The organism is Prevotella sp. P5-126, assembly GCF_002251185.1.
In the GTDB taxonomy this organism is placed as follows: Bacteria; Bacteroidota; Bacteroidia; order Bacteroidales; family Bacteroidaceae; genus Prevotella.
The window spans coordinates 1-15,661 of the sequence record NZ_NPIZ01000041.1 but is presented as its reverse complement, the minus strand read 5'-3'; the positions used below and the strand labels follow the sequence as shown (position 1 = coordinate 15,661).

Below are 15,661 nucleotides of genomic sequence, written 5' to 3'. Positions count from 1 at the left end.
CAAATTTCCTGCATTTTCTGCATCAAAATGTTTGCAAAACTCGTCTATAATACAAAATAATTCTGTAACTTTGCAATCGGTAGTCATATTAAATATTTTTGTAACTAATTGATTTTCACCTATAAAGGTACAAAATATTTATGAGACTACCAACTTTTTACAAGCTATTTATTATCCCGAACTGGGGTAGAGATTGCTTGCCACAGTGCCTCTGCCAAGAAGATGCTGGGCGGCGAGAACCCGTATGTATGCGTGCTGGCTGACATTTACGACCTGTATGTGTTCGACCGCAAACTGCGCCTGTTGGTATTTGATGCCATCGAACGGCTGGAGGTGGCCATCCGCACGCAGATCATTTATCAGCTCAGCCATAAGTATGGTTCGCATTGGCAAGACAATGCCCATATCTTCAATCCTCCGAGAGAAGTGACGTTGAGGGACGGCAGGAAAATCACCATTGAAGTATATCGGGAAATCCAAAGCCATATCAAGGAGCAGTTGCACAGCAACAGGGCAGAGGTGTTTATCCAGCATTACCACAACAAATACGACACGCCGGAGAATCCTCCTTCATGGATGAGTGTGGAGATCATGTACTTCAACCACCTGTCGAAGATATGCACAGGCTTGAAGAACCGTGCCGACATCAACGGCATCGCCTCCTATTTTGCCCTGCCTCCCAAGACCTTCTGCTCGTGGTTGCACACGATGAACTATGTGCGTAATATCTGTGCCCACCATTCACGCCTGTGGAACCGTGATCTGAACATTGTTCCTGAGAAACTATCGTTTTCAAAACGTCTGGTATGGATAAGCAACCCGGACACGGCAAAGAGGAGCAAGAACTACTACTTCTTCTGCATGATCAATTATATGTTGCAGGTGGCCAATCCGACCTCCCAGTTCAAAACCAAGTTGAAGGAACTGCTCGAAGAGTATAAAAACGTCATTTCACTTGACTCAATGGGCTTTCCGCAAGGCTGGGAAGAGGAAAAAATGTGGGAAGATTGAAAAATAACGGAGAAAAAGTATGGCGGTTTCAGGAAAAAACCGTACCTTTGCACCGTCAAAACATAGAAAGTTTCAAAAACTAAAAGATAATAAGCCCTCCAGGCGAGCCGCAAGGCAGCATACTTGGAGGGCGTTCTTCATTTTAGGCGGTAGCGGAATCTTTGTCCACTACCGCCTTTTTCGGCTCAATAGATTTTTCATAGGGGTAAATGAGTATGATTCATATGAAATGCTTACGGGTCACTTGCAAAAGCGTGTGGATAGCATAGCACAATAAAAGCAAGCAGGTGTATGTTTATAGAGTAAACGTTAGAACAAAATGGAACAGTATAGACTCTTAGCGGAATGCCTGTTGCCAGCCCGCATGCTTGACTGGTTTGACTTGAAGACTGTACGTGTCGAGAAGAAAGGTGACACACAGGTGATTCACCTTTATCTCGATGAGAACGAGCAGAAGCCTGACGACGGAGAAGACCTGCGCCCCAATGGATTTACACGCGAAAGTGTGTTTCACGACTTTCCGATTAGAGGTCAGGAAGTACTGCTTCACGTGCGACGTCTTATGCCACAGGGACTGGTCATTGACATCAAGGCTTTTGTTTTCCGAAAACTGTAATACTGTAAGCTGTAAGAACTGTAAGTGAGTATCGTCACGGATCATCGGATCATCGGAATTTAAACGGAATTTATACGGATGTTTTTCTTAGTTGCCTACGGCAAGATGTTTTGGAGTAGCGAAGCCAGAGTGAGTGCTCGCTTTCACTATGCTGAGTCACGACAAAACAAACCATAGGTAAATCTTTGGAGGAAATCTTGTTTAAGTTGTTGCTTCGCAAGAAATATTGTGTGTTAAAAGATTATCTCCCTAACAAAACCTTTAAACAAAATCTCAACTAGAATCTCTGACCTCTATAAACTATAACCTATAACCTAAAAACTTAGAGTGTGTTCTGTGTGTTCTGTGGATAAAAAATTTCTGTGATTTCTTTGTGCGCTTTTTCCTAACTGTCAACTGTAATGCTTGGGTGTTTATCTCTTGTCAAAAGGCTCTGTATAGTTATAAAATTAGGCTTTTTGTGTTAAAAAAGATTATATTATAGTTAAATAAAATTAAATTTTGAGTCAAAGGGTTGACAATGGGGGGTGTGATTTTGTATATTTGCACGCGAACTCAAGGCTGATTTTCATAACCAAAAAGAAGCCTTTGCAATAAACCACAAGTCTTACAAATTAAAAATTCTCATTTATGTTTACAATTATTACATCAAACATCTCGAACTGCTTACAACAGAAGGATCATGGTTTTTCGATTGACACCCGACCAGGGCTTGATTTCTTCTCGTTAGCTTATCGTTCGGTTCTCGTTAACTTCTCGTTAGGTCCTCGTTCGTCTCTCGTTCGTCTCTCGTTGCTTATTCGTTAGTCTATCGAAGACCGATCGAGGACCGAACGAGGATCAAGCAAAAAACGAACGAGAGACGGACGAAAGAAGAACGACTCTCGGACGAGAAACTATCGAAAACTCGACGAGAAACTGCCCAACCTGTGGGGGATGGTAGCCTTTCTTCCCGAACTCGTTGAGTTATGCCATGGCGAGAAAATGTGCCATGAAATGGCTCGTTTTCGTTAAGCCAGATGAGCAGAATAAAGCTCGCTTTAATTATTCCATGGCCAGAAAACGATGGATGCAATCCAACGTTTTCGTTAAGCCAGATGAGTAGAACCGAGCTGGTTCGAGTTATACCATGGCGAGAAAATGTGCCACGAAGTGGAACCGACGAGTGAAGTAATAGCAATCCGGGGATATTCGAACTTGCAATGTTGTGTGTGATGGTATTATGCCTTTTGGAAGAGTAAGTAAAGCCAATGACTGGTATGCGCTAATTCCATAACCTGTTGTAAAACAACGAGGGAGATATTTGATGAGATTTTGTTTTTCTTTTTGGTACAGATTGCATCAAAACGCTTAACATTCCAGTGAAATCATTGATGGGAATCTGAGATGTCTTGTTATGGTAGAGGTGAAAAAAAAATCACCGCCACAGTGGTTGACTACGGCGGTGATTGGTATAGTGGGGGAGTAGATTACTCGGCGGCAGATTCTTCGGCAGCACGGAAGCTGGCGAGATCCTCTACCTGGAAATTCTGAATGTAGGCTGCCTTGCCAAGAACATCTTCCTCGGTCATGCGAACATATACGTTGGCTGACTTGGTGAAGAGCTCTGGAGCACGGGTGGCATCGTCGAGGATGAGGAGCGACATCACAATCTCACAGGTCATGTCGTAAAGACGACGGGCAAGGAAATCGTGGGCGTCCTGATTGTTGAGGTCCTTGACGCGGTTGAGGGCTGCCTCATAAACGGGGATGAGCTTCTCAACACGTTCCTTCAGGGGCTGGAGTGCCTCAGAAACTTCTGTGGCTGCCATGTCCTTGATGTTGTTGAGCATGGTGCCGTTGGTGATGTAACGGATGGCGGCTACTACCTGAAGCTGGGTGGTTCCCTCGTAGATAGAGAAGATGCGGGCGTCGCGGAACAAACGCTGGCTCTTGTACTCCATGATGAAGCCTGAACCTCCGTGGATGCTGATGGCATCATAGGCGTTCTGATTGGCGTATTCTGAGTTCATACCCTTTGCCATTGGAGTGAAGGCGTCTGCCAGACGCTGGTATTTCTTGAGCTCCTGCTTCTCTTCGGGGGTGAGCTTGCGGTCGCGCTCAATATCCTCAAGGGCTTTGTAGATATCTACGTAGCGGGCGGTTTGATAGAGCAGTGAACGGCCTGCGTCGAGCTTGGCCTTCATGCGTGAGAGCATGTCATAGACTGCAGGGAAGTTGATGATCTTCTCACCAAACTGTGCACGCTCTTTGGCGTAGGCGAGTCCTTCGTTGTAGGCTTCCTGTTCTACACCTACTGACTGGGCTGCGATGCCGAGGCGGGCGCCGTTCATCAGTGCCATGACGTACTTGATCAGACCGAGACGGGTGCTTCCGCAGAGTTCTGCCTTAGCGTTCTTATAGGTCAGCTCACAGGTGGGTGATCCGTGGATACCGAGCTTGTGCTCGATGTGGCGCACGTCAACACCGCCTTGGTTCTTGTCGTAGATGAACATAGAGAGTCCACGACCGTCTTTGGTGCCTTCTTCTGAACGGGCGAGTACGAGGTGGATGTCTGAGTCACCATTGGTGATGAAGCGCTTCACACCATTCAGGCGCCAGCAACCTTCTTTCTCGTCGTAGGTGGCTTTGAGCATGACGCGCTGCAGGTCGGAACCGGCATCGGGCTCGGTGAGGTCCATTGACATGGTTTCGCCGGCACATACGCGCGGGATGTACTTCTGACGCTGTTCCTCTGAACCAAACTCATAGAGGGTGTCGATACAGCTCTGGAGGCTCCAGATGTTCTGGAAACCTGCATCGGCTGCTGAGATGACCTCGCTGAGCATAGAGAATACGGTGTTGGGGAGGTTGAGACCGCCGTAGCGACGGGGCATTGAGACACCGTGGAGTCCAGCCTTACGGGTGGCGTCAAGGTTCTCGAATGTCTTTGAGGCATAGATCATACGACCGTTCTCAAGGTGTGGACCTTCGAGGTCAACGCTCTCTGAGTTGGGCTCGATGATATTGGCTGCCACATCGCCGGTGATGTCGAGAATCTGTTTGTAGTTCTCGATGGCATCGTTGTAATCGACGGGTGCGTCCTCGAACTTGGCTTTGTCTTCGTAGTTTTTCTCCTTGAGTTCTACGATACGCTCCATCAACGGGTGGTTGAGGTGGAACGCGATTTCGGGGTGATCACTATAATAGTTTGCCATATTTTTTTGTTTTGTGGGAATTAAAGGGAAGTTAAGGGGAAGTTAAGGGGAAGTTATCACTCCCTACGGTCGTTCGGGAAGTTATCACTCCCTACGGTCGTTCGGGAAGTTAAGGGACAACACCTTTCTTCCTTGATCTACTATTTATAACTACATTCCTCAAGACTTCCTTGCGAAATGTTGAAGAAACGGAGTTTGTCAGCTTTGCTAAGTTTCTTATAGCCTTCTGCAATGTTTGCTTCGATAGACACAGCTGCTCTTCTGAACTGAGATGTCAGTCCAAAAATCTCATCTTTTGGAAAATGTCTCGTTACTCGATAAACGAACAAAACAAAAGCATGAGCCTTCTGCCAAGCTATGATATTTTCAAAACTATACGCCATAAAAGCTATTGTCTCTTAACTTCTCTAACTTCCCTTAACTTCTTTAAATTCCCAAATTATTTATTTCGAATTTTGCTTGTAATACTTAATGAGCTTCGGCACTACCTCCTCGACATTGCCCACGATGACATAGTCGGCAATCTTGTTGATGGGTGCGTCGGGGTCGTTGTTGACGCTGATGATGATGCCTGAATCCTGCATACCAGCGATGTGCTGGATCTGACCAGAGATACCGCAGGCAATATATACCTTGGGGTGTACGGTGACACCGGTCTGACCGATCTGACGGTCGTGGTCTATCCATCCGGCATCGACAGCGGCACGTGATCCTCCTACTTCGCCATGGAGTACTTTTGCCAACTGGAAGAGTTGGTCGAAGCCTTCCTTAGATCCTACGCCATATCCTCCGGCTACTACGATAGGTGCGCCTTTGAGGTTGTGCTTGGCTGCCTCTACGTGGTGGTCGAGCACCTTTACGACGAAGGCTTCTGGAGCTACGTATTTTGATACTTCAGGATATACGACCTCGTTCTTGGCCTGTCCGTCGTAGAGGGCTTTCTGCATCACACCGCTACGAACGGTTGCCATCTGTGGACGGTGTTCGGGGTTGACGATAGTGGCTACGATGTTACCACCGAAAGCGGGACGAATCTGATAGAGCAGGTTGTCGAAGGTCTTGCCAGACTTTTTGTCTTCAAACGAACCGATTTCCAGTTCGGTGCAGTCGGCAGTCAGTCCGCTGGTGAGTGATGATGACACGCGGGGACCGAGGTCGCGACCGATGACTGTTGCACCCATGAGGCAAATCTGCGGCTGTTCCTCTTTGAAGAGGTTGACCATGATATCGGTGTGGGGAGCTGAGGTGTAGGGGAAGAGTCCTTCGCCATCGAACACGAACAGCTTGTCAACACCATAGGGGAGGATCTGGTCCTCTACCTTACCCTTGATACCGGTGCCGGCAACCACAGCGTGGAGCTCTACACCGAGTTCATTGGCGAGCTTGCGACCTTTGGTCAGCAGTTCCTGAGATACTTCCTGTACCTGCGTACCTTCTATCTCAACATATACAAATACATTATTCATATCTCTTATCCAATAATCTTTTCGTCCAACAATTCCTTGATCATTCCTTCAATGTCGGCATCTGAAGCGGTCAGGGTCTTTGACTCTTTGGCTTGGAACACGATGTTCTTCACTGCCTTCACCTTGGTGGGTGATCCCGAAAGACCACACTGCTCTACGTCGCCGTCAACATCTGCCACACCCCACTGGTTGAGGTTGAGGTAGGGGCGCTCTTCATAGAGGAAGTCGTAGGGAGTGCCTTCCTTGGGGCGCTCCATAGGACAGGTGGCGCGTTTGTACTTCATCACCAGTTTGGCATTCTGCGGACGGCAGGGTGCTGCACTTCCGTTGACGGTGATGACAACAGGCAGGGGAGCTTCTACGGTCTCCACACCTCCGTCGATGATGCGGCGGATGGTGGCCTTTCCATTTTCTACTTTCAGAATCTCTTCAGCGTAGGTGACTTGGTTGAGTCCCAGTTTCTGAGCAACCTGCGGGCCTACCTGTGCGGTGTCGCCATCGATAGCCTGACGACCACCGAGTACGATATCCACATCGCCAATCTTCTTGATGGCGGTGGCCAAAGCGTAAGAAGTAGCAAGGGTATCGGCACCAGCGAAGAGGCGGTCGGTGAGAACCCAACCGGTATCGGCGCCACGGTAAAGTCCCTGACGGACAATTTCTCCTGCACGTGGAGGACCCATGGTGAGGATTCCAACTGTTGAGCCTGGGTTTTGTTCCTTCAGACGAAGGGCTTGTTCCAGGGCGTTCAAATCTTCGGGATTGAAGATAGCAGGCAAGGCGGCGCGGTTTACGGTACCTTCAGCGGTCATTGCGTCCTTACCCACATTTCGGGTGTCTGGCACTTGTTTTGCCAGAACGACAATCTTTAAAGCCATATAAATTTTGAGTTATTGAAATTTCGAAATCGGGTGCAAAGGTAATCTTTTTTTGGTATGTAGCCAAATAAAATGCACAAAAACCGACGTTTTGTGCACAAATGGCGATTTTTGTGCAATGTCTGTGATTTTTCGAGTTGGTATATATAAAGAGGTGTGGGATATTAAAAAAGGTAGGTTCTGGGAGAACCTACCTTGTGGATATAATGATTGACTATCATGTTGCTCTTACAAAGAGAACTTGTAGCCAACGGTAATCTGGAATACGCTATGCTTTGAATCGCTATCTTCAATAATCTTTGTAACACCCCAGTTGTAGCGAGCGTCAAACACGATATTCTGATACTGATAAGAGACGCCTACAGGAATAGAAAGGTCAACGCTTTTGACACCATCCTCAACTTCTAACTCTGCTGTTACTCCAGATGCTTCTCCTTTTACCTTAGATGACAATTTAAAGCCTGGCTGTACACCGAGTTTTAGAGCCAATCCTTTAGCTACATAGAAATTGGCAAGGATAGGAACGTTCAAATAATCGAGTTTCAAAGTGTAATCTACACTTTCTTCGGAAGCTTTAACACCCTGCATAGAATAAAGGACACCAGCGCTCAAGCCGATATTGTCTGTTATTCCATACTCAAATTCTGCACCGGCAGCCAAACCAATACGGGGATCGGCGTCGTCGGCATCTGTGATGTTGGCGATGTTGACACCAACCTTAGGCTGGATAGTGAGCTGACCTACTTCATTTTGTGCAAAGGTAGCTGCTGATACCATCATTGCTACTACGGCTAAAAATAACTTCTTCATAATTGTACTGAAATTAAATTAATAAAACGATTTTATTTTTTAGGTTTGTTACACTGTTTCTGGTCTTATCACGGAACAAAAGTATGAAAAAATGTCAATATATCCAAGGAAAAAAATATGAAAAACAAAGAAATAGCGAAAAAATGTGGTGATTCGACGATTTTGTCGGGACATCGGAACATCGGGTCATCGGATCATCGGAATTTAAACGGAATTTATACGGATGTTTTTGGGGGGTTGCGCGAGCGCAAGAAATCTTTGAAGGAAATCTTTAATGAAATATGGCCTTTGGCCAGAAATCAATTATCGGAATTTAAACGGAAATACATGAGTACATGGATTGTCTTCTTTTATATTCATATTTTTCTGTAGTTTAAGTGTTTTATTAGGTCGTTGAGTATTGACAACTTGCTTATCAGTTCCTCAAAAGAAGGCACCTGCCCGAAAATCATGTGCTCACACATGAACTTGTAGTCATCTTGCCATAGTCTTGCAATTTCCTCGTTGGGCACGATACATAATGTGGCAGGATAAAGCTCATCATAGTTGAATCCTTTAAGTCCGATGAACTTTCTGCGATGTTCAAGTACCGCCTTATACAGGGCTTCGTTGTGGATTGCACGGTCAGCAATTTTGTTTTCAGAATCCATCATCATTGCCAAATCATATATATGGCGAGACATACGCTCCACTCTGACCTCGTTCTTCCTGAACTCTTCGTGCAATAAGAACACCTTTTCAAGGAAGGTACGCTCAGGGATGACAGCGTTCACCTCAAATGGCTTTTCTGCAAATGGAGCTTTGCTGAAATGGACATCAATAGCAGCGTTGATTGCTTTTTTCTCAATAGGCTCTATCATCGATCTGCCGCTGATTTCTATCTTTACCGTATTCTTGATATATGGTGATGCTTCATACAAACTATGATAGGTTATAGTTATCATCTCTGGGTCAGTTGTCGTAACTGGTGTGATTATAACATCCACAGAAAAAGCATCTGTTCGTATGCCCAAATCCACTAAAGCCTTCCTTACATCATGCTGCATCTTCTCTCTTACGAAAGAACAGGCAGCGCGACGCAGTCTGTCACTGATTTGAGTCTTCGACAATTCACCGCTAAAGCCAAGGAATTCTCTGCTGAGTGCAATATCTACGTCTTCGGAGAATCTGGCTATCAAGTTCCAGCATTTGCTAAGACTTGTACCTCCTTTGAAAGCAATATGTTCTGCATATGGCAAAGTATGAAGGGCTTTCAACACCTGCGTTACCCACCAGTCCTTTTCGATACTTGACGGCGGCAATCCGGTCTGCAATGCCACGGTATTGATAGCTTCACGTTGTCTATCTTCTGGTATGTCTATGAATTTCATCGTGCAATTAGTATTTTGCGCACCCATGCAGGGGCAAGTTTTATATCATGGTTGAAATCGTTGTCGTTTACATTCTTTGCGTGCTCGACAAGCACGTTGCGTTCCTCGTCGGTTATTTTTTCTTCGCCTATGGTGCGCATGGCTGTTACAACAAGCATCATCAGCTCTGATTTATAGGCAAAGTTCTTGCCCGAAGAAGAATGTTTGAACAGGATGCCACGCCCGTTCCCGATCTTTATCCTACGTGGTGCACCGTTGGTCAGGAACACGACATTCATGGGCATCTGCGTGGACAATCCGAGACGATTCAAGGCATATGCTCCCATCGGTACAATCTTCGCCTTGTCTCGTTTGGCTATAGCCTGGGCAATGTCTTCAACAGATGGATAGATAATGCCAAGTCCATATTCCTTGTCCTCTTTGGGGTAATAATAAATGCCATGAGCCAACCGCACCAACAGTCCGTCGGTGTACATTCGATGGAATGTTGACTTCACGGCTGATGGTGTTCCGCAGTCTGCATAGTCTTGTTGGAAGACAATCGAACCACGTCCCTTTCCTCTAAGTCTCATTTCTATCTTATTTACAGTACTTTGGTTTGATGCCTGTGCCATGTTTTTGAAACCTTTTTATTATTTTTTTGGTTCTTTTTTGCTTGAAAAGATATATTATTTTCTTCTAACCGCCAATGTTTTATTGATTTTTTTTTGCTTATTATAAAGATAAAATTAACCTACGGTAAATCTTTGGAGGAAATCTTTAAACAATCATCGGAATTTAAACGGAATTTATACGGATGTTTTTGGGGGTTGCGCGAGCGCAAGATGTTTTGGAGTAGCGAAGACAGAGTGAAAGCGCGCTTTCACTATGCTGAGTCACGACAAAACAAACCATAGGTAAATCTTTGAAGGAAATCTTTAATGAAATATGGCCTTTGGCCAGAAATAATAATCTTTAAATAAAAATCCTTGACCAAAATGCGCTCGAGTACCTCGCAATCCGTGTGCGGCATTAAAAAATGTGGGGTTTTGTTTTGTACTTCGCTGTTTTATTCGTAATTTCGCATTTTGAAGGTTATGATAGACAGAGCGACGATAGACAAAATCATGGATGCCACCAATATTGTGGATGTGGTGAGCGAGTTTGTTAGCTTGCGCAAAGCGGGAGTTAACTATAAGGGATTGTGTCCCTTCCACGACGATAAGACACCGTCGTTTATGGTGTCGCCATCGAAACAGATTTGCCATTGCTTTGCCTGCGGAGAGGGTGGTAATGCGATCAACTTCCTGATGAAGCATGAGCAGATCACCTATCCTGAAGCGTTGCGGTGGCTTGCCAAGAAATATAATATCGAGGTGGAGGAGCGCGAACTGACTGCCGAGGAACAGAAAGAGCAGGGTGACCGCGAGTCGATGTTCATCGTCAACGAATGGGCATGTCAGTATTTCCATACCATTCTGCAACAGGATGTGGATGGCATGGCTATCGGTAAACAGTATTTCCGCAGCCGTGGCATCCGCGACGATATCATCAGTAAGTTTAAGTTGGGCTTTGCCCTCACCAAGCGTGATGCGCTGTTGGAGGAGGCACGCCGCAAAGGTTATAAGGATGAGTATCTGGTGAAGACCGGCCTGTGCTACACTGGTGAACATGGCACCTACGACCGCTTTGCGGGTCGCGCCATCTTCCCTTGGTTTAATGTGAGTGGTAAGGTGGTGGCTTTTGGCGGTCGCAAGCTCGATGCAGCCACCAAGGGTGTGCAACAGAAATATGTGAACTCACCCGATTCGGAAATCTACCATAAAGACCATGAGCTCTATGGCATCTATCAAGCCAAGAAAGCCATTGTCAAGTGTGACTGCGTCTATATGGTGGAAGGCTATACCGACGTGATTGCCATGCACCAATGTGGATTGGAGAATGTGGTGGCCAACTCCGGTACGGCACTCTCCATCTATCAGATTCGTATGTTGCACCGCTTCACGCAGAATATCGTACTGCTCTACGACGGTGATGCTGCCGGAATCCATGCAGCCATGCGCGGTACGGATATGTTGTTGCAGGAAGGCATGAATGTGAAGGTGTTGCTGTTGCCCGATGGCGACGACCCCGATTCGTTCTCGCGCAAACATACTGCCGAGGAGTTTCGCAAGTATATCGACGACCACCAGACCGATTTCATACAGTTTAAGACCGACCTGCTGCTGAAAGGAGTGAACGACCCCTTGCGCCGTGCAGAAGCCATCAACTCCATCGTGCGTTCGGTGAGTGTGATACCCGATTCCATTGTGCGTTCCACGTATCTGACCGATTGTTCGCGCCGCTTGGGTGTGGATGAGCGCACGCTGATCACGCAAACCAATAAGTTTATAGCGCAAGAGCGCGAGAAACCCACAACGGAACGCCCGCAGGATGTGCAGGCGCCTGATGCGCAGACCACCTCAGCCAATGATGTAGCCTTTGCCGTTCAGGTGAACGCCACAGCCGAGGTGGAGCGTCTGTTGATACAACAGGTGGTGCGCCACGGTGAAGAGATTATCTTCGATGACCTGGAGACAGAAGACGGTCAGACGGTCAGCATGAATGTGGCGCAATATGTGGATTATGAGTTTGGCTGCGACGAACTCTCGTTTGCCGAACCCCTCTATAATACGATCCTGCACGAAGCCGTAGAGCACTCAGCCAATGCCGGTTTTCGTGCCGAAGCCTATTTCACCCAGCATCCCGATGTGAACATCAGCCAGTTGGCAACGCGTCTTGCCATCGACAACTATCAGTTGGGTCGGGGTTTTGAGATGAAACACAGCGGACAGACCTTGCGCCATCGGGTGCAGCATCTGATGCTCGACTACCGTTATATCATCGTGGGTGAGCGGTTGAAAACCATCAACCAGCAACTCAAGACCTCGGCAGGCGATATGGAGAAGATGCGCGAACTGATGAAGGCGTATATGGACACCAGCAAGATCTACCAGGAACTGGGGCGGCAGTTGGGACGCAACTAAAAGAGACACGGGCATGATGACATTCTCCATCTTCTATCTGACATTGATGATGCTGCTGACGATAGCCGTTATCGCAGCAGGCTTTATCGCTATCTTCCATGTATTGCTCGACAACCGTCAGCCGGTGAAGACCATGGCATGGATTATGGTAATCATCTTCTTGCCAGTAGTGGGATTGCTGTTTTATGTGTTCTTCGGTGTGAACCATCGGCGTGCAAGGGTCATCAGTCAACGGTCAATGAATCAGTTGACGAAACGTTCGATGCTGGAGTTTGTAGGTCAGCAGAATCTGCGTGTTGCCGACCGCCATAAACAGTTGGTCGATCTGTTTGTCAACCAGTCGTTCTCATTGCCCTTCAAAGACAACCGCATCGACATCATCACCGAGGGCGAAGCCTTCTTCCGCCAGTTGATTGACGATATCAACCGTGCCACCCATCATATTCATATCTGCATGTATATCTTCGAAGACGACAGTCTCGGCAGACAGATCCTCGACGCCCTGCGAGCAAGAGCCAAGGCAGGTGTGAAGGTGCGTGTCATCTATGATGATGTAGGGTGTTGGCGCGTGAAGAATCGGTTCTATGAGGAAATGCGCGAGTCGGGCATAGAAGTCGTTTCGTTCCTTCCCGTTCGCTTCCCGTTGTTCACCAGTAAGGTCAACTACCGCAACCACCGTAAGATAGTGGTGATAGACGGACGGGTGGGGTATATCGGCGGCATGAATATTGCCGAACGCTATGTGAAAGGCATCCACGGTATGGCTTGGCGCGACACGATGTTGCGCATTGTGGGAAGTGGCGTCTATGCCTTGCAACGAGCATTTCTGGTGGATTGGTATTTTGTGGACCGCACCCTTATCAGCGACCGCAGCTATTATCCCTCGCCGGACGATGCCAGTCTGTCCAACAACTGTTTGATGCAGGTGGTGACGAGTGCACCCACCTCACTCTATCCAGAGATTATGCAGGGTTATGTGCGTATCATTCTGGCAGCCCGTCGCTATGTTTATATCGAAACTCCTTATTTCATGCCCAACGAACCCGTGCTCTTTGCGCTCAAGACCGCAGCCACGGCAGGTGTCGATGTGCGTTTGCTGTGTCCGTATAAAGCCGATGCGAGGTTGGTGGAGTGGGCATCACGATCCTATCTGCGTGAAGTGGAAGAAGCCGGTGTGAAGGTCAGTCTCTATCAAGGCGGTTTCCTGCACGCCAAGATGTTGGTGTGTGATGATGCGTTGACATCGTGCGGTTCCACCAATGTTGACTTCCGGTCTTTTGAAAACAATTTCGAAGCCAATGCCTTCATCTATGACGAAGGCACCGCCTTGCGCATGAAGCGTATCTTCCTGCGTGATGAAGAGCAGTCGGTGGCATGGGCAGACCTCCCCAGGCGCGTACATCCAAAGTTTGGCGTGCGTTTGTGGGAGAGTATCACTCGGTTGTTTTCGCCGTTGCTCTGAACAGTGTGAAATTGACGCTGCCGTACTGTCGGTGTTCAATGAAGTTGGGGTGTTCGGAGAAGTCATGGTCTTTGCCATGTTCAAAGACGAAGATGCCATCCTCTTTCAGTATGCCTTTCTGCAAGACGAGGTCAGGAATCTGTGGCAGTTCCTTGAGTGCATAAGGAGGATCGGCAAAGATGAAATCATACTGTTGGCGGCATGATTTCACGAAGCGGAACACATCGCCACGGATGGGAATACACACCTTGGTATTGAGTTTCTTCAGGCACTCCTGTATGAAACGATGGTGGTCACGATCCATTTCCACGCTGACCACCGTCTGGCAGCCACGCGACACGAGTTCGAGGGAAATGCTTCCTGTGCCCGAAAAGAGGTCGAGTGCCTCCGCCCCATCGAAATCAACATACTGCGTGAGTACGTTGAAGATATTCTCTTTGGCAAAATCGGTAGTGGGTCGCGCTTTAAACGAGCGCGGAATGTCGAAGTGACGTCCCTTGTATATTCCTGTAATAATTCTCATCTTCCTTTTACGAATAATGTCATGAGGTCATAAGGCATTCCTTCTATCTGCGTCACGGCAGAACGGTTGAAATCGCCAGTGGGTAGGATGACATAGGCGCGCTGCACATATTTTTTCAGTTCCTCAATCAACCATTGTTGTTCGGGAATATCGCCTACGAGAAATATTTCGTCGTGTCCCACCTTCATGCCCAGTTGTTTCCATACGGAGAGCAGGTAGTAGAGGGCATCGTGCGCATCGCGTCCGTCGAAGGCATTGCAGAACTTAAAGCGGTTTTGTCCATAGCAGAACACATCCATGCGCTGGTCGTGGAAGTAGCAGTAGAGTTTAGCTTTCGTGCCCATGTAACTCCTTTGGTGCAGGTGTCTCCATACGGGAGCCACCGCCGCCATGTATCTTGCTTCGGGGTAGTGGTCGGCGATGACGCTCTTCAGATTTCTGTTGATGGCAAAGAGCACCACGCAGTTGAGGTCGTCCATCACCGTATATCCCACACAATCCTGTTCGTGATTGGTGAAGGCATGTCGGAACAATATTTCTTTTTCCTGTTCTTTAAACTGTTCGGTAGGAACGGTGAGTGTCGGTGCCACCACCGATACCAGTACGTGTTGGTATTTATCGTTTAGAATTTCTTCATCGCGGAATGCCTCACGAAGGTTTGCCGATAGTGAGATGCCGCTTTTCAGTGGGTAGGGGCTGAAAGAAATCTGTCCGTTGCCGCTGTCTAAAACAGAGAACGACAATGACTTACGGCTCACTCTGATGATGAGTCGTTTACGTGAAACGGGTTGGCTATAGTCGTGCATCTTGCCAGTGGTTTTAGTTGCTGACGATGCTTAGCAGGCATAGTATTGCCAGTATCAGGGCTGCCAAGCCCAGTATTGCATTCGTCGTTCTATTAGACATATTCATTGCAAAGGTAGTGCAAACCGAGCGAAATGCAAAAGAAAAACCCGTTTTTCTTTTCATTTCCGAGGTGCCGCCTACCTACGGGCTTTAGTCCAAAGGTACGATTAAGTGAGAGAAAAACCAAATAAATTTTGGTTTTTCCGAGCGTGAGTACCTTGTGATGGTTGACATCAAAGGTGCGGATTATTGGATTGGTTTGGTTGCCTACGGCAAGAAATCTTTGGAGGAAATCTTTTTTTAAGATGTTGCTTCGCAAGAAATAATCATCGGAATTTAAACGGATTTATACTCTAAGTTTGCAGAAGAATGCGACGCAGTCGCATAAATGTTAAATAATCAAGGTAAAACTATGATTGCTAAAGACAGTTTCGTACCTTTGTTGTAAAAAGGTAGAATCGGTCTGTCGAAGAGGTA

The 15,661-nt window shown here is 47.1% G+C and carries 13 protein-coding genes and 2 pseudogenes; 5 read left to right on the top strand and 10 right to left on the bottom strand.

Annotated elements, in window-relative coordinates:
* Positions 1-87: pseudogene (locus CIK90_RS14410) on the bottom strand (IS982 family transposase); the annotation flags it as partial.
* Positions 88-222: 135 nt separating this feature from the next.
* Between CIK90_RS14410 and CIK90_RS03850 the strand changes: the two are divergent.
* Entirely contained in the window at positions 223-1,011 is a 789-nt protein-coding gene (locus CIK90_RS03850; protein WP_254046269.1) for an Abi family protein, read from the top strand.
* A gap of 319 nt (positions 1,012-1,330) precedes the next feature.
* Positions 1,331-1,627 (top strand): hypothetical protein, encoded by a 297-nt coding sequence (locus tag CIK90_RS03840; protein ID WP_254046268.1) that lies wholly within the window; start codon positions 1,331-1,333, stop codon positions 1,625-1,627.
* A gap of 1,469 nt (positions 1,628-3,096) precedes the next feature.
* On the opposite strand, the gene CIK90_RS03835 is transcribed toward CIK90_RS03840, so the two are convergent.
* From CIK90_RS03835 to CIK90_RS03815, 5 genes and pseudogenes are all read right to left on the bottom strand, one after another.
* Positions 3,097-4,824 carry an acyl-CoA dehydrogenase family protein gene (locus tag CIK90_RS03835; RefSeq protein WP_094464388.1) on the bottom strand — a complete coding sequence of 576 codons (1,728 nt, stop codon included), beginning with the start codon at positions 4,822-4,824 and terminating at the stop codon, positions 3,097-3,099.
* 152 nt (positions 4,825-4,976) lie between these two features.
* Positions 4,977-5,207, bottom strand: a pseudogene (locus tag CIK90_RS03830) (four helix bundle protein); the annotation flags it as partial.
* Between the two features lie 60 nt (positions 5,208-5,267).
* On the bottom strand, positions 5,268-6,290 hold the full coding sequence (locus tag CIK90_RS03825; RefSeq protein ID WP_094391320.1) for an electron transfer flavoprotein subunit alpha/FixB family protein: 1,023 nt from the start codon (positions 6,288-6,290) through the stop codon (positions 5,268-5,270).
* A 5-nt stretch (positions 6,291-6,295) separates the two neighbouring features.
* Complete coding sequence (locus tag CIK90_RS03820) at positions 6,296-7,168, bottom strand: electron transfer flavoprotein subunit beta/FixA family protein (RefSeq protein WP_094440206.1); 873 nt, start codon at positions 7,166-7,168, stop codon at positions 6,296-6,298.
* A gap of 228 nt (positions 7,169-7,396) precedes the next feature.
* Positions 7,397-7,978 (bottom strand): porin family protein, encoded by a 582-nt coding sequence (locus tag CIK90_RS03815; RefSeq protein ID WP_094464386.1) that lies wholly within the window; start codon positions 7,976-7,978, stop codon positions 7,397-7,399.
* A gap of 117 nt (positions 7,979-8,095) precedes the next feature.
* On the opposite strand from CIK90_RS03815, the gene CIK90_RS03810 reads away from it, so the two are divergent.
* Positions 8,096-8,350, top strand: a complete 255-nt coding sequence (locus tag CIK90_RS03810) for a hypothetical protein (protein ID WP_094464385.1) — start codon at positions 8,096-8,098, stop codon at positions 8,348-8,350.
* Here CIK90_RS03810 and CIK90_RS03805 read toward each other — a convergent pair.
* Positions 8,335-9,348, bottom strand: a complete 1,014-nt coding sequence (locus tag CIK90_RS03805) for a nucleotidyl transferase AbiEii/AbiGii toxin family protein (protein WP_094440204.1) — start codon at positions 9,346-9,348, stop codon at positions 8,335-8,337. The genes CIK90_RS03810 and CIK90_RS03805 overlap by 16 nt on opposite strands.
* Positions 9,345-9,962, bottom strand: a complete 618-nt coding sequence (locus CIK90_RS03800; protein ID WP_094464384.1) for a DUF6088 family protein — start codon at positions 9,960-9,962, stop codon at positions 9,345-9,347. Before CIK90_RS03800 ends, CIK90_RS03805 begins: the two co-directional genes overlap by 4 nt.
* A 462-nt stretch (positions 9,963-10,424) precedes the next feature.
* On the opposite strand from CIK90_RS03800, the gene dnaG reads away from it, so the two are divergent.
* Positions 10,425-12,353: a DNA primase gene (gene dnaG, locus CIK90_RS03795; RefSeq protein ID WP_094464383.1), complete on the top strand. Its 1,929-nt coding sequence runs from the start codon at positions 10,425-10,427 to the stop codon at positions 12,351-12,353.
* 13 nt (positions 12,354-12,366) lie between these two features.
* Positions 12,367-13,815: a cardiolipin synthase gene (cls, locus tag CIK90_RS03790; RefSeq protein ID WP_094464382.1), complete on the top strand. Its 1,449-nt coding sequence runs from the start codon at positions 12,367-12,369 to the stop codon at positions 13,813-13,815.
* Here cls and rsmD read toward each other — a convergent pair.
* Both rsmD and CIK90_RS03780 read right to left on the bottom strand, forming a co-directional pair.
* Positions 13,787-14,338, bottom strand: a complete 552-nt coding sequence (rsmD, locus tag CIK90_RS03785; protein ID WP_094464381.1) for a 16S rRNA (guanine(966)-N(2))-methyltransferase RsmD — start codon at positions 14,336-14,338, stop codon at positions 13,787-13,789. The genes cls and rsmD overlap by 29 nt on opposite strands.
* Positions 14,335-15,144: a DUF3822 family protein gene (locus tag CIK90_RS03780; protein ID WP_094434236.1), complete on the bottom strand. Its 810-nt coding sequence runs from the start codon at positions 15,142-15,144 to the stop codon at positions 14,335-14,337. Before CIK90_RS03780 ends, rsmD begins: the two co-directional genes overlap by 4 nt.
* Positions 15,145-15,661 lie beyond the last annotated feature (517 nt).